At 37.0% G+C, this 19,525-nt stretch carries 16 protein-coding genes; 1 reads left to right on the top strand and 15 read right to left on the bottom strand.

The features are described 5' to 3' along the window. Positions 1-15 precede the first annotated feature (15 nt). From pknB to BEN26_RS11195, 15 genes are all read right to left on the bottom strand, one after another. Entirely contained in the window at positions 16-1,929 is a 1,914-nt protein-coding gene (gene pknB, locus BEN26_RS11265; protein WP_084818828.1) for a Stk1 family PASTA domain-containing Ser/Thr kinase, read from the bottom strand. Positions 1,930-1,961: 32 nt separating this feature from the next. Beyond that, the gene (locus BEN26_RS11260) at positions 1,962-2,702 is read right to left on the bottom strand and encodes a Stp1/IreP family PP2C-type Ser/Thr phosphatase (protein ID WP_069799642.1); all 741 of its coding nucleotides are present in this window, start codon (positions 2,700-2,702) and stop codon (positions 1,962-1,964) included. 10 nt (positions 2,703-2,712) lie between these two features. Beyond that, positions 2,713-3,765 (bottom strand): dual-specificity RNA methyltransferase RlmN, encoded by a 1,053-nt coding sequence (rlmN, locus tag BEN26_RS11255; RefSeq protein WP_068724570.1) that lies wholly within the window; start codon positions 3,763-3,765, stop codon positions 2,713-2,715. A 31-nt stretch (positions 3,766-3,796) separates the two neighbouring features. After that, positions 3,797-5,158 (bottom strand): 16S rRNA (cytosine(967)-C(5))-methyltransferase RsmB, encoded by a 1,362-nt coding sequence (gene rsmB / locus BEN26_RS11250; RefSeq protein ID WP_069799687.1) that lies wholly within the window; start codon positions 5,156-5,158, stop codon positions 3,797-3,799. Next, complete coding sequence (gene fmt, locus BEN26_RS11245; RefSeq protein WP_069799640.1) at positions 5,136-6,092, bottom strand: methionyl-tRNA formyltransferase; 957 nt, start codon at positions 6,090-6,092, stop codon at positions 5,136-5,138. The genes rsmB and fmt overlap by 23 nt, the downstream gene beginning before the upstream one ends. 11 nt (positions 6,093-6,103) lie before the next feature. Then, positions 6,104-6,568 carry a peptide deformylase gene (def, locus tag BEN26_RS11240; RefSeq protein WP_068724575.1) on the bottom strand — a complete coding sequence of 155 codons (465 nt, stop codon included), beginning with the start codon at positions 6,566-6,568 and terminating at the stop codon, positions 6,104-6,106. 12 nt (positions 6,569-6,580) lie between these two features. Then, positions 6,581-9,004 (bottom strand): primosomal protein N', encoded by a 2,424-nt coding sequence (gene priA / locus BEN26_RS11235; protein ID WP_069799637.1) that lies wholly within the window; start codon positions 9,002-9,004, stop codon positions 6,581-6,583. Between the two features lie 6 nt (positions 9,005-9,010). Further along, positions 9,011-10,210 (bottom strand): bifunctional phosphopantothenoylcysteine decarboxylase/phosphopantothenate--cysteine ligase CoaBC, encoded by a 1,200-nt coding sequence (coaBC, locus tag BEN26_RS11230; RefSeq protein WP_069799635.1) that lies wholly within the window; start codon positions 10,208-10,210, stop codon positions 9,011-9,013. A 105-nt stretch (positions 10,211-10,315) separates the two neighbouring features. Beyond that, positions 10,316-10,510, bottom strand: coding sequence for a DNA-directed RNA polymerase subunit omega (gene rpoZ / locus BEN26_RS11225; RefSeq protein WP_068724579.1), 195 nt, complete (start codon positions 10,508-10,510; stop codon positions 10,316-10,318). Then, positions 10,510-11,127, bottom strand: coding sequence for a guanylate kinase (gene gmk, locus BEN26_RS11220; RefSeq protein ID WP_069799633.1), 618 nt, complete (start codon positions 11,125-11,127; stop codon positions 10,510-10,512). The genes rpoZ and gmk overlap by 1 nt, the downstream gene beginning before the upstream one ends. Before the next feature lie 16 nt (positions 11,128-11,143). Continuing rightward, positions 11,144-11,404 carry an extracellular matrix/biofilm regulator RemA gene (gene remA / locus BEN26_RS11215; RefSeq protein ID WP_068724584.1) on the bottom strand — a complete coding sequence of 87 codons (261 nt, stop codon included), beginning with the start codon at positions 11,402-11,404 and terminating at the stop codon, positions 11,144-11,146. A 33-nt stretch (positions 11,405-11,437) separates the two neighbouring features. Then, entirely contained in the window at positions 11,438-12,319 is an 882-nt protein-coding gene (locus BEN26_RS11210) for a YicC/YloC family endoribonuclease (protein ID WP_069799631.1), read from the bottom strand. Positions 12,320-12,476: 157 nt separating this feature from the next. Then, the gene (locus BEN26_RS11205; protein ID WP_399168400.1) at positions 12,477-13,715 is read right to left on the bottom strand and encodes an LL-diaminopimelate aminotransferase; all 1,239 of its coding nucleotides are present in this window, start codon (positions 13,713-13,715) and stop codon (positions 12,477-12,479) included. A gap of 12 nt (positions 13,716-13,727) precedes the next feature. Beyond that, the gene (gene dapF / locus BEN26_RS11200; protein ID WP_069799628.1) at positions 13,728-14,573 is read right to left on the bottom strand and encodes a diaminopimelate epimerase; all 846 of its coding nucleotides are present in this window, start codon (positions 14,571-14,573) and stop codon (positions 13,728-13,730) included. 77 nt (positions 14,574-14,650) lie between these two features. Further along, positions 14,651-17,383, bottom strand: a complete 2,733-nt coding sequence (locus BEN26_RS11195) for a calcium-transporting P-type ATPase, PMR1-type (protein ID WP_255421898.1) — start codon at positions 17,381-17,383, stop codon at positions 14,651-14,653. 193 nt (positions 17,384-17,576) lie between these two features. Between BEN26_RS11195 and BEN26_RS11190 the strand changes: the two genes are divergently transcribed. After that, entirely contained in the window at positions 17,577-19,286 is a 1,710-nt protein-coding gene (locus BEN26_RS11190) for an Rqc2 family fibronectin-binding protein (RefSeq protein WP_069799624.1), read from the top strand. Positions 19,287-19,525: the final 239 nt, after the last annotated feature.

Genomic DNA, 19,525 nt, shown 5'->3' with positions numbered 1-19,525 from the left:
AAAGTACCTCCAATTTTAATAATACTGAACGGTCTTCATTTTAACTAGCTTACCATTTTTATAAACATTGATTGTCCCTTGTTGATCAGGCAATAGTAGAAGTTCTATATTATCGTAAAACTTCGGTCCTGTGATCGTTTCCTTTTTCCAAATTACATCTTTTCCCCTTGCATCACGTAGAATAATCGTAATCTCTGCACTTTCATCTTCCTCAAGATCAACTAATAGATCGCTATAGATCGATTTTAATTCTTTAGGATATCCAAGGCTTACATAAATATCCACTTGATCTCCAGCAGTCACTTCCTGATTAGGATCAAAAGGAAATTGTCGATAGACTTTTCCTTCTGGTTGTTGGTAAGAATAATCTTTTTGTACCCTAGGTACTAAACCTATAGCTGTGACCATCGCAACCGCTTCTGCTTCATCTCTTCCAATTAGATTTGGCATTTTCAATTGTTCTTTTCCTTCACTTATAAATAATATTACTTTTTGTTCATCAGGTACAACCATCTCTTCAGCATTAGGTTCTTGCTTGAACACTTCGCCACTAGGGACCTCATTATTAAATTCTTTTTTTATTTCAATATGATTTTCATTGAATCCTAGCTGTTGTAGAAAGATTTTTGCTTGCCGCTGCTGCTTATTCAGCAGATTTGGCATCGCTACCTTTTCCTTACCTAAACTAATATAAAGTGTGATTGACTGACTTGTTTTCATCGTTTCACCTGGATAAGGTTCTTGTTTGATTACTTTCCCCTTTTCTACAACTGGATCTGTTTTTTCTTCTATTTTATAAGTCAGATTTAATTCTTGAAGCAGTTTAATTGCATCTTCTTTCGATTTTCCCTCTAGCAAAGGGGCTTCTATTTCTGGAACGACAAGTTTACTGCTTATATACTGAAATCCAAAAACACCAAGCAATAACAAGAAAAATATCGTTAAAATCGGGACTAATTTAGGCCGTAACGACCTTTTTTTATTTTTGCGTGACTGGGTAGAATATGCGTCATTTGCATTAAACTCCTTCATTGCAGGTATGGTTATTGTATTTTCTTCATCATCATCAAAAACATCTGTTTCCAAAAGGATCCTTGGCTCGTGGATACGTTTTGGGTCTAAAGCAGTCTTTATATCTTTGAACATTTCTTCTGCTGAAGCATATCGTTTTAAAGGATCTTTCATCAATGCTCTTAATATGATATTCTCTACACTTTGGGGAATACTGGGATCAAGTTCCCTTGGATAGATAAAATTTTCCTGTAAATGTTTTAATGCGACCGAAATAGGGCTATCCCCCGAAAAAGGTAAACTACCAGTAATCATCTCATAAAGGACAACACCTAATGAATATAAATCTGTTTTTTCGTCAGTCCAGCCCCCTCTAGCTTGTTCAGGAGATAAATAATGGACAGACCCTAAAACTGACCCTGTTTGTGTAATCGTTGCTGAGGAAACAGCTCTGGCAATTCCAAAATCCGTTACTTTTACTTGACCTTGATTTCCAATTAAAATATTATGAGGTTTAATATCACGATGTATAATATGATGTTGATGCGCATGATCTAATGCTAACGCAATCTGTTCAGCAATCTTTAAGGCCTCTTTTATTGGAAGTTTTCCTTTTCGTTGAATCACTTCTTTTAAAGTTGAGCCCTTCACATATTCCATAACAATATAGTAGATTTCTTTTTCTTCCCCAATATCAAAAATCTTAACGACATTTTCATGGGATAAACTAGCTACAGAATGGGCTTCCCTACGAAATCTCTTAACAAAGTCATCATCATGTACATATTGCTGACGTAAAACCTTAACAGCAACTTCTTCTTGAAGAACTTCATCTATTGCCCGAAAAACGTCAGCCATGCCACCTCCGCCAATTTTCTCCACAATCTTGTATCGGTTTGCTAATAGGATGCCTATCAATTCAGATCACCTCTTTTCCTGAGCCAATTCATTTAATCATGGCGAATGACAATCACAGAAATATTGTCTTCTCCACCTGCTTGATTGGCTAATTCAACCAAATGATCTGTAATCTCTTGTGGAGATAATCGTGCTTGGTTGACTACTGATAATATTTTCTCTTCAGACAAGCGGTTAGTTAAACCATCAGTACATAATAATAGAGTTTGATCTTGACTCCATTCGATAACATGCATATCAATTTTTACATTTTCATCAGTACCTAATGCCCTAGTTAATACATTCTTTTTAGGATGGTTTATCGCTTCTTCTTGAGAAATTTGGCCACTTTTTAATAATTCATTCACTAAGGAATGGTCAGTCGTAAGTTGTTTAACCTGGTTTTCAGTAAATAAATAAGCACGACTATCCCCAATATGGCCTATAATAATCCATTGAGGACTGATGATGGATGCGATAATGGTTGTTCCCATTCCCCGATAATCTTCTTGATTTATCGATTGCTGGTAAACCTTAGAATTGGCTTGGCGGATTACGAATTCTAAGGCGTTTTGATATTCTTCAATTGTTCGTTGTTCTTGAATCGTTGATTGTAATTCTTGATAGATCGTTTCGACTGCTGTCTTACTTGCAATCTCTCCAGCCAAGTGTCCCCCCATACCATCAGCAACAATAGCGATCATCAATTCATTGGTATAAGGTTCACTCAAGTACACACAATCTTCATTGATTTCTCTTACCTTGCCCACATCTGACCGAACCGCAGCTAACAAACTCCTCACCTCATAGTTTAAATTCGTGTTTTATATGTTTTGCCCGTAATTGACCACACGCTGCTTCAATATCTCCACCTTGTTCCCTTCTTATGGTCACATTTACTTTATGTTTTTCAAGGATTTTTTTGAAATTAAAAATTTGATTTCTAGGTGTTCTTACATAATCTCTTTCTGGTACATGGTTTACAGGAATTAGGTTTACATGACATTTCAAATCTTTAATTAAATTGGCTAATTCTTCTGCATGTTCATCCTGATCATTTACGTTTCCCATTAAAGCATATTCGAATGTAATTCGTCGATTTGTGGTATTTACATAATAATGACATGCTTCCATGAGCTTCTTTAATGGATATTTTCGGTTAATAGGCATTAAACGTGTTCTTAATTCATCATTTGGTGCATGTAAAGAAACCGCAAAACCTACTTGCCATTTTAGATTAGCAAAATCATAAATCCGTGGAATAATTCCACTGGTAGAAACGGTAATATGTCTTTGACCAATATTTAGCCCCCTATTGTCATTCACGATTCGGATAAATTGAATCGTAGGCTCATAGTTATCAAAAGGTTCACCTGAACCCATGACAACGATGCTACTAACCCTACCCTCTTCTTTATCAAGAATTTTTTGTGATTCAACCACTTGGGCAACAATTTCTCCAGGAGTAAGATTTCTAGCAACACCTCCCAATGTTGAGGCACAAAAGGTACATCCCATCTTACATCCTACCTGTGTCGTAACACAAACGCTATTCCCATAATCATGTCGCATAATCACCGTTTCTATCGCATGACCATCATAGAGTTGAAATAGGAATTTCACTGTTCCATCTTGAGATGTGTGCTGATTAAGAGTATGAAGGGCTTGAAATTCGAACTGATCCTCTAATTTTTGCCGAAGTGTTTTTGATAAATTAGTCATCTGTTCTATTGAATCAACCCTTTTTACGTATAACCAATCAAAAATTTGTTTTGCACGATAAGCAGGCTCTTGGTTTTCTTTTAGCCAATTTTCCCATTCTTCAAAAGTTAAATCATAAATATTTGTTTTCTCCATGTTGTTAATCACCGTTTCTTAACAAATTTCACTACTTTATTCTAAGGATCCGACTAATGAAAAAGCCATCGCTATCAAAGTAATGAGGTAGAATTTGAATCATTCCTTGTCTTGTATCTAGTTTCTCATTGATCGCCTTTGGTAATACATTGGCAATCTGCTGATCTAGCCTGAAGTCCGAATGTTGTTCTATAAACTCTCCCACTATTTTTTGATTCTCCTCAGTAGTCATTGTACAAGTACTATATACGAGAATCCCGCCTGGTTTTAATAAAAGAGATACGTTTTTTAAAATATCTTTTTGAATCTTCGTCAATTCTTCAATATCTGTTTCTGCTTTAACCCATTTTAAATCAGGTTTCCTACGAATAACCCCTAATCCAGAACAAGGAACATCTAATAGAATTCGATCAAACACTTGTCCAAATTGTTCTTTGATTTTCCTAGCATCCGAATGAAGGGTTTCAATGATATGTAAGTCAAGTCTTTCTTGTTGTTCTTCAATCAATTTGATTTTATGTTTATGTAAATCCGCTGCAATAATTTTCCCTTGATTTTGCATGAGTTCTGCTAGATGTGTCGTTTTTCCTCCTGGAGCAGCTGCAGCATCAAGAACGAACATACCGGGTTTTGGGTCTACTACATGTGCAACAAGCATTGAGCTTTCATCCTGAATAGTAAAATACCCATCTTTGTACCAATGGGTAAGTGCAAGATTGCCTCTACCTTTTACTCGAATCCCTTGTTCTGATAGAGGAGATGGAAGAACTTCTGTGTCCTCTCCTAATTCCTCTTTTATTTTTTCCATCATTTCATCCCTAGTAATCTTTAAAGGATTAACCCGAATTGAAGTATGGGGAGCTATGTTGTTAGAGCGACAAACTTCTTCTGCTTCTTCTATGCCATAATCACGAATCAACCGTTCCACTAACCAATCAGGGTGAGAATGCTCGAGAGCAATACGTTTCACATCGTTCAAATCAGTAGGAAATCGAATCTGATCTTTATTCCGAATGATGTTTCTTAACACACCGTTCACCAAGCTAGCGATCCCTTTATGCCCTTTTTTCTTTGCAAGATTAACTGCTTCATTTACAATTGCATGTACAGGAACTCGGTCTAGATACCATAATTGGTAAACACTTAAACGAAGCAAACTTCGAACCCAGCTTTCTAATTTATTGGTCTTTAAAAAAGGTTGTAGAATCCAATCAATTGTATTTAGATGCTGAATCGTACCATAAATCAACTCTGTAGCAAAATTAGCATCCACTCGAGATAAATTGGCCTCTTTTAGCGCTTGATTGAGTTGTAGATTACTATAGGCTTTTTCTTTATCGACTTTGGTCAAAACCTCTAAGGAAACTTCTCTAGCTGTCCATTTCTTGTTCATTGCTGTCACCCATTTTTTCTCCTTTTGCTACTGTTGTACCCTGTAAAAAAGAGCTGATATCCATCTTTCTTTTTCCAGCCGGTTGAACTTCCTTTAAGGCAATTGCCCCATTTCCTGTCGCAATAAGACATTCACCCTTGTCCACTAAAAGTACGGTACCAGGCTTTTCTTGATGGCTAGTATCAACAGGTTCTGCCCACCATATCTTAAACACTTCATCTCGAAAGGTGGTGAAAGAGACTGGCCAAGGATTTAAACCACGAATTTGATTATAGATTTCTCTATTCGTTTTGTTCCAATTAATTCTTTCATCTTCTCTTTTTAATGTTGGAGCATAAGTTGCTAGTTCATGTTGTTGGGGAATGGGGTTTATTTCTCCGGACTCAATTTGTCTGATCGTTTCAATTAAAAGCTTGGAGCCTGCCTGACTTAATTTATCATGTAAGCTACCTACAGTATCTTTCTCTTCAATAGGAACTCTTACTTGGGTTAAGATATCTCCTGCATCTAACTCTTTTACCATATACATAATGGTAATCCCTGTTTCCTTTTCGCCTTGAATAATACTTTGATGAATAGGAGCCGCTCCACGATACTTTGGTAAAAGAGAAGCATGAACATTAATCGCTTTGAACCTTGGCTTTTCAAGAATCGCAACTGGGATAATTTGGCCATAAGCTGCCGTTATAATTAAATCAGGTTCCCATTGCAATACATGTTGTATCGCCGTCTCCTCTTTAATTTTTACTGGTTGAAAAACTTCAATTCCTAATTGTTCTGCTAGTACTTTAACTGGTGGAGGTGTCATGATTTGTTTTCTTCCCTTTGGACGATCTGGTTGTGTTACAACTCCTACCACTTGATAACCTTCATTGACTAAATGTTGTAAAGAGGGCACCGCAAAATCTGGGGTGCCCATAAAGACGATACGCATCAACTTCACTCCTATAGGTTTAAATCTTCTTTATAATATTCCTCTGCTAAGTCAGTAAATAAAATTCCATTTAAATGATCAATTTCATGTTGGAATGCTCTCGCCAATAATCCATGCCCCTCATAAATTCTCTCTTTACCGTTTCGATCCAAGGCTTTAACTTTCACATGTTCTGCTCTTGAGACTTTTCCTACTACACCTGGTACACTTAAACAACCCTCTGGCCCTATCTGAACGCCATCTTTTTCAATAATTTCAGGATTGATAAGTTCAATGAGCCCCTCACCTATATCAATCACAATCACACGTTTTAAAATAGCGATTTGGGGGGCAGCTAACCCTACGCCTTCTGCATCGTACATGGTTTCGGCCATATCGTCTAGTAACTTATGGATGCGTGGGGTAATTTCTTCTACCGGTTTGGAAATTTGTCTTAATAGTGGATCTGTATCTTTTAAAATCACTCGAATTGCCATTTGATTCCCTCCTTACATTAATACATAGGGGTCTACATCTATACTGATCAACAATTGCCGATCTTTCAATGCTTCATTTACATGTTTAATCGCTTGCTGAATCCATATCATAATAGATGATTCATCATTATATTTTATCATGCATTGAAACCGATATCTATCTTTTATGCGTGAAATGGGTGCAGTTACTGGACCCAAAACTTCAACATTTGCAGAAACCAACGCTTTCATTTCCCTAACTAGACGTTCACTTGCCTTCATGACGACCGATAGTTCGGGATGACTCAATTGAATCGCAATCAATTTTCTAAATGGAGGATAATCCATCATTTCTCGATGTTTTAATTCTTGTTGGAAAAAGGATTGAAAATCATGTTGACTAGCATGTTGAATACTATAATGTTCAGGCGTATAGGTTTGAATCACCACATCACCAGCCAATTCATGTCTCCCGGCTCTTCCGCCTACCTGTGTTAATAATTGAAAGGTTCGCTCTGCCGCTCGAAAGTCTGGTAATCGTAGCATTGTATCTGCAGCAATCACTCCTACTAAAGTAACTTTAGGAAAATCTAATCCCTTGGCAATCATTTGCGTACCTAAAAGAATGTCTGCCTCGTGTTTGCGAAACGACGTCAGAAGTTTTTCGTGAGACCCTTTTTTACTTGTGGTATCTACATCCATCCGAATCACTCTAACACCTGGAAATCTCCTTGCTAATTCTTCCTCTACTTTTTGCGTTCCAGTACCAAAGTAGCGAATATGAGAGCTACCGCATTCAGGACAATTTTTTGGTTCATGTTCAGCATACCCACAATAGTGGCAGCGTAAAACATGATTTGTTTGGTGGTAGGTTAAAGAAATCTCACAATGTGGGCATTTCATCACATAACCACAAGAACGACACATGACAAATGTAGAGTACCCTCTGCGATTTAAGAATAAAACGATTTGTTCTTTTTTGTCTAACCGATCCTCGATTTTTTCTTGTAGTGCATGACTAAACATGGACCGGTTTCCTTTTCTTAGCTCCTCCCTCATATCAACGATATGAATGGTAGGCAAAGCTCTACCTAATACTCGATTCGGCAATTCTACCAAATGATAACGCTGATGGATCGCTTCGTAATAAGACTCCATGGAAGGCGTTGCACTTCCAAGAATAACGGTCGCTTGGTGATAGTTTTGTCGCCACAAGGCAATCTCCCTAGCATGATATTTTGGATGTTCTTCTTGTTTATAAGAGCTTTCATGTTCTTCATCAATAATAATAAGTCCCAAATCTTTAAATGGTGCAAAAATAGCAGATCTAGCTCCTACTACAATTTTTGCCTCTCCTCGTTGAATTTTTCGCCATTCATCAAGTCTTTCTCCTTGAGATAAACGACTATGTAATACAGCAACTAGAGATCCAAACCTTCCTTTGAAACGTTCAACCATCTGAGGTGTTAACGAGATTTCCGGGACAAGAACAATCGAATCTTTTCCTTTCTCTAAATGATGTTCAATGACCTGTAGGTAAATCTCTGTTTTCCCACTTCCCGTTACTCCATGTAAAAGAAAAGGACTTTTCCTACCATTTTGGAAAGATTGAATGATTTGTTGTAATACCCCTTCTTGTTCAGCGGTTAATTGAACTTCTTTATCATGAAAATGGCGATCTTTGTATGGGTCTCTTCCCTGTTCTTTTTCAGTGATTTGCAAATAACCCCTTTTGATTAACGTTTGAACAGTGGAACGGGTCACTTTTAAAGTAGCTAGAAGGAAAGCCAACTCCATTTCTTCAGCTTGATTGATTAAAAAGTACTCCAAAATCTGTCTTTGCTTTGTTGCCTGTTTTGGAAAACTGGAGATTTCTAAAAGTAATTGCTCTGATGGCATCTTCAATTGAACAACATTTATTTTTTTCTTTGTTGCCTTATTTTTGATTTGTTTATCTAGTCTTAGTACCTCTTTTTTGATCAAAGATTTAAGCAGATGAGATCGATCAGGAAATTGTTTTAAAAGTTGCGATTGTTTAACTGGTTCATTCTCACTAACCCAGTGTTTAATCTCTAATTCTTCTCTAGAGAGTTGACCTTCTTCCTCATTTTCACCAATGGATATCGCTTGCTCTATTTTTGTTTTAAGTGCTGATGGGAGTAACATTTGCATCGTTCTAAAAAGATGACTTGTATAATATTGACTCATCCATTTTCCTAATTCGATTAACTCCGTTGTAAAGGATGGCTCAAGGTCCAAAACTTCTTTAATAGGCCTCACTTGCTTCACGTCTGTTGAGGAATGAAGGTCAAGTACAAAGCCTTCTGTTGTCCTTGAACCTAATGGAACCAATACGCGTACCCCCGGTTCAACCCTTGATAACAAATGTTTGGGGATTGCATAATCAAATCCTTGGTGGGACAAATCCGGAATATCAATCACTACCGTTGCATACACTCTAAATCATTCCCCTACTATTCTTTTATTGATTTCAGTGAGAATATGATGTGCTAATTCTTTTTTGCTTAATTTTGGAAAGTTGATTTGTTCTCCTTTTTTTGTAATTACTGTAACGACATTGGTATCTTGTTCAAAACCGGCACCTTCCATTAAAATATGGTTGGCAACGATCATATCCATATTTTTCTTCAATAATTTTCCTTTTGCCTGTTCTAATAAATCCTCAGATTCTGCTGCAAATCCTACAAAAAATTGGTCATTTCTTTTCCGTTCCCCTACTTCTAAAGCAATATCTTTGGTTCTCTCCATCTCAATCACCCAGGAACCTTCTTTTTTCTTAAATTTATGTGGGTAAACTTCTTTTGGACGATAGTCGGCAACTGCAGCTGTTTTAATAATCACATCCGCCTGATTAAGCTGGTTCATCACCGCTAAATACATCTCTTCAGCAGATTCAACGGAAATAAAATGTGCACCAGCTGGTGGAAGAAGATTGCTTTTTCCAGAGATTAGAATTACTTCGCCCCCCCGTTCTAATACAGCTTCTGCCAAAGCATACCCCATTTTTCCTGTAGATCGATTGGTAAAGTAACGAATCGGGTCAATTTTTTCCCTTGTCGCACCAGCAGTAATTAAGAATTTTTTCCCTTTTAAATCCTGCTTTTGATTTAGAAATTCCTCAAGCTTTTCTACAATAAATTCGGGTTCTGCCAATCTTCCTTTACCAACATAACCACAAGCCAACAATCCTTCTTCTGGCTCAATAAAGCGAATTCCGCGTGCTCTTAGTATTCTCATGTTTTCTTCAACTGCAGGATGTTGATACATATGTACATTCATCGCAGGGGCTATGAAGATTGGGCTTGTTACAGCTAATAATGTAGTTGTTAACATATCATCGGCAATCCCATGTGCTAATTTACCAATGACATTGGCTGTTGCTGGAGCAACCACGCTGAGGTCTGCGTTGTCAGCAAGATCAATATGTGAAACTCCTTTGGGGTCTTTTTCATCAAATGTATCGATAAAAACATGGTTTCTTGATAAGGTTTGCAAAGTGAGTGGTGTAATAAACTTGGTTGCTGATTCTGTCATGATCACTTGCACATTGGCACCTTTTTTCGTTAATTGACTAACTAAAGATGCTGCTTTAAAAGCAGCGATCCCTCCTGATATTCCTAATAAGATATTTTTCCCCTTCATTTTCAACGCTCCTTATGCTTACAAGGGAGTGAAATGACCCTTGTATTAAGGTGGAATTGAAAAAAATAACAACCAAGCGGGTTGTTATTTTTTTCAATTTCTTCATTATTTATTCTCTACAATTATTTTCTCATCATAGATCTCTTCTAAAGCTTTACCCACATACTTATTTGATTTTGCACGTTCAACAAGTAAGGGTTCTCCATCTCTTAATACTCTAGCTCTTCTACTAGCAGCAACAACCAAAGAATATTTACTATCTACTTTTTCTAATAATTTATCAATTGATGGATATAGCATTATAATTCCTCCTTTAACCATTGTTCATAATATGGTAAGATTCGTTCTTTTCGCAAACGTTCAGCTTCAATAATCGCTTGAATTCTTTTCACTGCTTTTGATACTTCATCATTAACTACTGCATAATCATAATGTTTCATCATTTGCAATTCATTTCTAGCTGCATTAAGTCGATTCATTAGACTTTCATCCGATTCTGTCCCACGATGTATAATACGATTTTTTAATTCAGCTAAAGATGGAGGCATAAGAAAAATAAAAATTCCTTCAGGATATTTTTCTTTTACCTTTAAAGCCCCTTGTACTTCAATCTCTAATATGATATCTTTTCCTGTTTGTACGGTTTGTTCTACAAAGCCCCTAGGAGTTCCATAATAATTTCCTACGTATTCTGCCCATTCAAGCAATTGATCCTCTTTTATCATTTTTTCAAATTCTTCGCGGGATTTAAAAAAATAGTTAACACCATTTTCTTCCCCTGTACGTGGTTTTCTTGTAGTGGCAGATACAGAATAAATAATATCAGGTTGCTCATGGCGAAGCAAAGAACAGACCGTGCCCTTTCCCACACCCGAAGGGCCTGATAAAACAATTAACATTCCTTTTTGTAAGAACATTTAAATACACTCCTAGCTACTCTTCACTCACATCATCTTTTGAGTTAAGGCGATGGGCAACCGTTTCGGGCTGTACAGCAGATAAAATCACATGATCGCTATCTGTAATAATCACCGCTCTTGTTCTTCTACCGTAGGTAGCATCGATTAGCATTCCACGATCTCTTGCTTCTTGTATAATGCGCTTGATTGGTGCTGATTCTGGACTAACAATGGAAATAATACGGTTTGCTGAAACAATGTTTCCAAAACCAATATTGATCAATTTAATAGACATTCTATGTACCCTCCTAAATATGATTATTTCCTATTATTCAATGTTTTGAACTTGTTCTCTTATTTTTTCTAATTCACTTTTTAACTCAACAACAATTTGGCTTAAGAGAAGATCATTTGCTTTCGAACCAATCGTGTTCATTTCTCGATTCATCTCTTGAATCAAGAAGTCTAATTTCCTTCCGATTGGTTCATCCTGTTCCATAATGAGTAAAAATTGTTGAAAATGACTTCTAAGTCTTGTAATTTCCTCATCGATATTTGCTTTGTCCGTAAAAAAAGCGATTTCGTTTAGAAAACGTGCCTCATCAAGTTCAACTGTATCATTTAACCAGTCAGAGATTCTTGTTTTTAACTTTTGACGATAATCCTCAATGACTTGTGGTGCTCTATTTTCAATTTGAATTAATAAATCCATCATTTTATGTACGCGCGAGGTCAATTCCTCATACAAAGCATTACCTTCTCGAAGCCTCATCGTCATTAAGCTTTGACAGGCTAATTCCACAGTCTTTAAAATTTCAGGAACAAACAGATCAATATCGGGAAATTCTAACTCGAATTGAATGAGTTCTGGGACTGTTAAAAAATCTTTTAAAACTAGCTGACCCTCAAGATTTAAACGTTTTTTTATCTCTTGAATCACTTTTATGTATTCATCTAACAATTCCCAATCTACTTTTATAGGTTGCTTTGATTGGTCATCCCTTCCGACAACAATGAAGACATCCACTTTTCCTCGTTTCACATTGGTTTGGATGATTTTCTTCATTTGTTCTTCAATGGCCATCCATTCTTTTGGCATCTTAAACATGATTTCATTATATCGATGATTAACAGAACGAATCTCTACTGACCACTTTAAACCCTGAAAACTAGATTCTGCTCTACCATATCCAGTCATGCTTTTGATCATCTATATCACATCCATGACATTATTCTAATCAATTTTAGATCATCGTACAAGTCTTTACGTATAAATATAGTCAAATATAGCGAAAAAATAAAGAAAACCAACCCAATAGGGTCAGTTTTCTTTGAAAAACTTCGTTATACGCCGCAAAAGAATAGCATTAAAATTCAAATTCAACAGAAGATAGACGATTCCTAATTTCGTTCATTACACGAAGCTCATCCTGCTCATCTTTGGCCACAAAAGTGACTGAAAAACGCACAAAATGACCTGCATCATCCCAAGGAACAGTAGAGATTAATTTTTCTTTAATTAAATATTGAGAAAAGTCCTCGGCTGTATTAAAACGTAATCCCCCTTTTATTCCTTTTGGTGCTTCTACATACATAAAGAAAGAACCTCTAGGTTTTTTTGCTTGAAAACCTAAATCATTTAAGGTATGAGCCAATAAATCATGGCGACGAGAATATTTTTCTGCAGTTTTTTCGGTAATTTCTGAATGCCTTAAAGCATAAATGGCTGCTTCCTGAATCGCAAGAAATTGTCCTGAATCATTGTTATCTTTTACATCAGCAAATGCTTTAACCAGAAGCTCATTTCCAGCTACAAATCCAATCCTCCAACCTGTCATATTGTAGGATTTGGATAAGGAATGTACTTCAATACCAACTTCTTTGGCTCCTGGAATAGATAAAAAGCTTAACGGTTTTTGACCATCGAAAACTAATGCGGCATAAGCAGCATCATGAACGACAATAATTTGATTTTCTTTAGCAAATTTAACCACTTTTTCAAAGAACTCTCTAGTAGCACTTGCCCCTGTCGGATTGTTAGGATAGTTCAAATATAATAATTTCGTTCTTTTTAATGTTTCTTTGTGAATTGAATCAAGGTCAGGTAAAAAGTCATTTTCTTTTAATAATGGAAGGTGAACGACTTCTCCCCCTAACCACTTGGTATGAGTACCTAAGATTGGATAGCCAGGAGTAGTCATAAGCGTTACATCCCCAGGATTGATAAAAGCACTTGGTAGCATCGATAACGCTGATTTGGCCCCAATCACATGAACTACTTCTTTGTCTGAATCTATTCCATCTACACCAAAAACATTTTTTAAGTACTCTGAAGCAGCTACTTTAAACGCTCTACCCCCATTATCGGCATATCCTCGATTATCAGGATTTTTTGCCGCTTCAAATAAGGTATGAATAACCCCTTCATCAGCCATTGCATCAGGTTCTCCAACCCCTAAATCCAATAATTCCATCTCAGGAAATCGCTCTTTTGCTTCTTTTTTAGCTCGTTTAATCTTTTCAAACTTATAAATCTCATTCTTCTTTCCATATTGGTTTCCACCAATTCTTTCCGCAAAAAGTTGTTGAATATAGCTTTCTGTCATGTTCATTCCTCCTTAAAATTCAACGGGAGCAAGCCAATTGCCAGTAAATACTTCCCTTGCTTCTCCTGTCATATACACTTTATTATCTTCTGGATTCCAAAAAACTTTTAAATCTCCACCTTTTAGATGAATGGTTACATCCCTAGAAGCTTGTCCAGTCAATACAGATGCTACCCCAGTAGCACAAGCACCTGTTCCACAAGCCAAAGTTTGTCCAACCCCTCTTTCCCATACTCTCATTTCTAGCTCTTTGTCAGATTTTACTGTTACAAATTCTACATTAGTTTTTTTCGGAAATAAGGGATGTGTCTCGATTTTGGGTCCCCACCTTTCTACATCAAAGTCTTTTACATTTTCAACATAAATCACCGCATGAGGATTACCCATCGATACAGCTGTAAAGTGGAACGTAACTCCATCAACCTCAATGGTTCGATCCACGACTTGTGGATCATGAATAGCTGTAGGAACCAATTCGCCTTTAAGAATAGGCTCACCCATATCTACTTCAACGGTATTTACAATTCCCTCTTTTGTATGTAATTTTACATGTTGAATTCCTGCTAAGGTTTCTACACTTAACTTTTCTTTATTCACTAATTCGTGATCGTACACATACTTTGAAACACAACGAATCGCATTCCCACATTGTTCTGCTTCTGTTCCATCGGCATTAAAGATTCTCATCCGTACATCTGCTTGATCAGAAGGTAAAATAAAAACGAGGCCATCTGCACCGACACCAAAATGACGGTCACACATTGCAATTGCTAATCTTTCCACGTCTTTGGGTATATTCTTATATTTAGATACGATCACAAAGTCATTCCCAAGTCCATGCATTTTTGTAAATTCCATAAATACCATTTCCTTTCCTATAAACCAAATTGAAAGACTCCCTACTATAGTAAATTAGCAGGGAGAGTTTTTCTTGTTTATGCTTTTCTTAAAGAAAAGGCTTGCCTTGTAAACAATTTACCAATCCCAAAAGCTAATGTTGGTACCGCTCCAGCTACGGTTACGAGAATCCAATCAAATAGATTGAGTGGAACTGTTCTAAATATAGGTTGTAATGGCTCGATATAAATCACACCAATCAAAAGTAGAAGGGAGGATAATACCGCTAATAGCAAATACTTATTTTCAAATGGGTTGCGATGAAAAACTGAAATATCACTACGGCAATCAAAAACGTGAATTAACTGAGCCATCACCAATGTAGCAAACGCCATGGTTTGTGCTTTGGTAAGGTCTGAAGGATTTTGTTGTAATGTAATCCAAAAAACCCCGAGCGTGATCAGCCCAATTAAAAATCCACGACTAATAATTTTCCAACCTAAGCCTCGTGCAAAAACATTTTCCCGACTATCTCTTGGAGAACGATTCATGATGTTTTTCTCTGCCGGATCAACTCCAAGCGCAATAGCTGGCAACCCATCAGTTACTAGATTGACCCAAAGGATTTGGATGGGTACAAGGGGTAAAGGTAATGCCAACATCATTGCAAAAAACATCGTTAAAATTTCCCCTACATTTGATGCAAGTAAATAACGAATAAACTTCCGAATATTATCGTAAATTCCTCTACCTTCTTCAATGGCAGCTACGATGGTTGCAAAATTATCATCACTAAGGATAAGGGAAGAAGCCTCTTTTGCGACATCTGTCCCTGTAATCCCCATTGATATCCCAATATCTGCTGCTTTAATGGCAGGGGCATCATTTACTCCATCCCCAGTCATCGCAACAACATGACCATTAGACTGTAGTGCTTTTACTATTCGTAGTTTATGTTCTGGGGAAACTCGTGCATAGACATAAATATCTTCGACTTTATTCATAAATTCGGTATTAGACATATTATATAAATCCTGCCCATTTACTGTCAATCCACTGGGTGGAAGAATCTGTAGTTGTTTTGCAATAGCCATTGCTGTGGTTTGATGGTCTCCAGTTATCATGATCGTTTTAATTCCTGCTCGTTTACAGGTTTGTATTGCCTGTTTTACTTCATTCCTTGGTGGGTCAATCATCCCCACAATACCAATAAAGGTTAAGTTTCTCTCCGCTAAATCTTCAGAAAAAATGTTTTCACCCATTTTCAAATCTTTGTATGCAAAACCTAGATTTCGAAGGGCTTTACCAGCCATTGATTCAATGGCTTGCTTTACATGATTTTTTATACTTTGGGTTAAAGGAATCACCTTTCCATCCCATATGATGGTAGAACAGCGATCCAATAGCACATCAGGTGCACCTTTAACCGCAACCATTTGTTGATGATGTTTTTGTACCACCACAGACATCATTTTTCTAGTCGAATCAAAAGGGAACTCCTTTTTCCTTTGCCAGATTTGTTCTAATTCCTCTTTCCATAAGTTTGCTTTGGCTCCAAGTGTGATCAATGCCCCTTCAGTTGGATCTCCTTGAACCATATAATTTGACTTTTCTTTCTTCAATAACCCCTTCTTTTCCTTCTGCTCAACCAAGTGGGCATTATTACAAAGGACACCTATTTCTAATAATCTTTTTAAGGCTCCTTCTCTATCTGGTTTTATGGAATAAGAACCTTGATAAAATTCACCATTAGGGTCATAACCTGTGCCAGTTACTTGAATATCCTGACCCCCAATCCATATTTCTGTTACAGTCATCTTATTTTGAGTCAATGTACCTGTTTTATCTGAACAGATAACGGTGGCACAACCTAAGGTCTCAACAGAAGGAAGTTTCCTCACAATTGCTTTTCTTTTTATCATACGTTGCACACCAAGAGCTAAAGCAATGGTTACGATGGCTGGCAATCCTTCAGGAATCGCCGCAACAGCTAAGCTTACTCCTGCTAAAAACATGGCATAAGCATTTTGTCCATGCCAGATTCCAGTCATCACAACAACAGCCGTTAAAGCTAAAGAGAGAACAATAAGAATTTTCCCTAATTGTTCCAATCTTCGTTGAAGTGGTGTTTCTACTTCTTCTGTAGATTGGATAAGGTCTGCAATTTTCCCCATTTCTGTGTTCATACCTGTTTCTACTACGATACCTAACCCAGTTCCACGTGTAACTAAAGTACCCATGAACGCCATATTTTTTTGATCCCCTAAAGGCAAATCTTCAAACGTGATTGTCTCAATTTTTTTACTTACAGGTACTGATTCACCTGTAAGTGCAGATTCCTCTATATAAAGCTCATTGCTTTCAATCAATCGAATATCGGCAGGAATCCGATCGCCAGTTTCTAATTGCACAAGATCCCCAGGTACAACTTCAACCGCTGGTATCGTTTGAAGAACCCCATCTCTGATCACTTTCGCATGGGGAGCAGCCATTTCTTTTAAGGCTTGTAAGGATTTTTCTGCACGAAATTCTTGAATAAAACCAAGAATGGCATTTAAAATTACAATCGCGATAATCGTAATCGCATCCGTATATTCTCCTAACAACCCTGAGATTAAAGTTGCAACAAGAAGGACTAAAACCATAAAATCTTTAAACTGATTAAAAAAGATGGAGAGTGGTGAAATTGCCTCTGCTTGTTGTAATTGATTTAGTCCGTGCTCTTCTAATAATTTTTCGGCTCTTTTTGTTGATAACCCAGTTTCTTTTTTGACGTGGAAAACATCCAAAATCATTTCATATGGTATGGTGTGCCATTTCTGTTTTGTCACTTCATTCCCTCCTTGAACTTCCCTCATCATCGTAACTTTATTCAGACGAGCTTTAAAAAATTCCTCTCGATTTGTCCAAATGATAAAACTGCATTATACTTGTACAAGATAGTCCACAAAAGTGACGACTTCCTTCGAATCGTATTCCGATTACTTTTGTGGAGACCCATTATAATAATAGGGGTGAAAGAAAATGGCATTTGACGGTTTTGTCACTAGAGCTCTTGTTCATGAACTTTCGGAAAAGATAACAAATCAAAAAATCCATAAGATTTATCAACCTCATCAAACAGACTTAGTGTTTTTGATACGAGGTTTTCAAGGTAACCAACAACTATTGATTTCAGCAAATCCTACTTATCCAAGAATCCATTTAACTACTCGAAATTTCATAAATCCGGCAGAACCTCCTATGTTTTGTATGCTACTTAGAAAACATTTAGAGGGTGGTGTAATTGAACAAATCAGACAAGTTGATCATGAACGGATCATAGAGATCGATATTAAAACAAGGGATGAATTAGGGGATATTCATACGAAGCGCTTAATCGTTGAGATCATGGGTAGGCACAGTAACATTATTTTAGTTAACCCTGATACCAATTTAATCATTGATGGGATAACCCATGTTACACCAGCGATTAGTAGTTATCGCCAAGTCTATCCTGGGCGGGAATATATTGCTCCACCTGCCCAAAATAAATTGAATCCTTTAGAAGTTACCCAAGATCAATTTTTCTCAGTTCTTCAATTTAATGAAGGTAAAATAGAGAAACAGTTGGTTCAACAATTTACGGGCATGGGTCCATCTGTAGCAAAGGAAATTTTAGTTTTGGCTGGTTTACCTACAAGGGAAAATGTCTGGAATTCGTTTTCGAATTGGATGGATAAAATAAGGCAGCATGATTATCTACCAACCATTATTGTGAGTGAGGAGAAGACTGATTTTTCTGTACTTCCTCTTACCCATATGGCAGGGCAGATGGAATCTTTTACAAGTATCAATGTTTGCTTAGAACAGTTTTATGATCAAAAGGCCGAAAGAGATACGATTCGTCAAAAAGTACTGGACTTATCAAAATTATTAAGCAATGAGAAACACAAAAATGAAAAGAAAATAGATAATCTCCTTAACGATTTGGAAGACGCAAAAAAAGCCGATCAATACCGACTTTTTGGAGAATTAATTACAGCCCATCTTCACCAAATCAAAAAAGGAGATCAAGAGGCAAATGTGATCAATTATTATGATGAAAATCAAAACAGATTAACGATTCCACTGGATCCTTTAAAAACACCATCTGAAAACGCACAAATGTACTTCAAAAAATATAGTAAGTATAAGAACAGTCTAGATTATATTGAGACACAGTTGGTTCAAACGAGAGAGGAAATTTCTTATTTAGAAACGATTTTAACCCAGCTTGAAAATGCAAGCGTTGAAGATATTGACGACATACGTGAGGAATTGATAGAACAAGGCTATTTAAGAGATAGAAAAAGACAAAACCGGAAAAAGAAAAAAGACCCAGAAATTGAACAGTTTATATCTACCGAAGGTCATCCGATCTTTGTGGGTAAAAATAATCGCCAGAACGAATATTTAACTCATCGACTAGCTTCCTCCTCCGATACTTGGCTGCATACAAAGGATATTCCTGGCTCTCATGTCGTGATTAAGTCGAGAGAATTTGGTGAAAAGACACTACTTGAAGCAGCAACGCTAGCCGCCTATTTTAGCAAAGCAAAACATTCTAGCCAAGTACCCGTGGATTACACACGAATTAAATATGTAAAAAAACCAAATGGAGCTAAACCTGGTTTTGTGATCTACGAGAACCAAAAAACAGTATTCGTCACACCAGATGAAAAGCTAGTTGAGACATTGAGAAGAAAAAAATAAATCGGGTAGGAGGCTGGCCATTATTTGACCAGCCGACCTCCCACAGCACCGTACGTACCGTTCGGTATACGGCGCTTCCAAAGTTTACACGTCACTTCGCAGAATAACACTCGCTAAAACTTAGATATCCAGCTCGCTTAAATCGCTCGTTAGATAGGGCTTTTGTCAAGATAGGGCTATGAGCAGTACGCCAATAGCCTTTTCTTGTATTCGCCCACATCCACGCTTGCTCCTCACTC

The organism is Tepidibacillus sp. HK-1, from assembly GCF_001748485.2.
In the GTDB taxonomy this organism is placed as follows: Bacteria; Bacillota; Bacilli; order Tepidibacillales; family Tepidibacillaceae; genus Tepidibacillus_B; species Tepidibacillus_B infernus.
This window is presented reverse-complemented; position numbering and strand designations above follow the sequence as displayed.

Coding starts and splice junctions, on each gene's coding strand:
- rlmN (WP_068724570.1), bottom strand. CDS start 3,765: ATGGAGAAAACAAATATTTATGATTTAACTTTTGAAGAATGGGAAAAT.
- rsmB (WP_069799687.1), bottom strand. CDS start 5,158: ATGAACAAGAAATGGACAGCTAGAGAAGTTTCCTTAGAGGTTTTGACC.
- fmt (WP_069799640.1), bottom strand. CDS start 6,092: ATGCGTATCGTCTTTATGGGCACCCCAGATTTTGCGGTGCCCTCTTTA.
- def (WP_068724575.1), bottom strand. CDS start 6,568: ATGGCAATTCGAGTGATTTTAAAAGATACAGATCCACTATTAAGACAA.
- coaBC (WP_069799635.1), bottom strand. CDS start 10,210: ATGAAGGGGAAAAATATCTTATTAGGAATATCAGGAGGGATCGCTGCT.
- rpoZ (WP_068724579.1), bottom strand. CDS start 10,510: ATGCTATATCCATCAATTGATAAATTATTAGAAAAAGTAGATAGTAAA.
- gmk (WP_069799633.1), bottom strand. CDS start 11,127: ATGTTCTTACAAAAAGGAATGTTAATTGTTTTATCAGGCCCTTCGGGT.
- remA (WP_068724584.1), bottom strand. CDS start 11,404: ATGTCTATTAAATTGATCAATATTGGTTTTGGAAACATTGTTTCAGCA.
- BEN26_RS11210 (WP_069799631.1), bottom strand. CDS start 12,319: ATGATCAAAAGCATGACTGGATATGGTAGAGCAGAATCTAGTTTTCAG.
- BEN26_RS11205 (WP_399168400.1), bottom strand. CDS start 13,715: ATGACAGAAAGCTATATTCAACAACTTTTTGCGGAAAGAATTGGTGGA.
- dapF (WP_069799628.1), bottom strand. CDS start 14,573: ATGGAATTTACAAAAATGCATGGACTTGGGAATGACTTTGTGATCGTA.
- BEN26_RS11190 (WP_069799624.1), top strand. CDS start 17,577: ATGGCATTTGACGGTTTTGTCACTAGAGCTCTTGTTCATGAACTTTCG.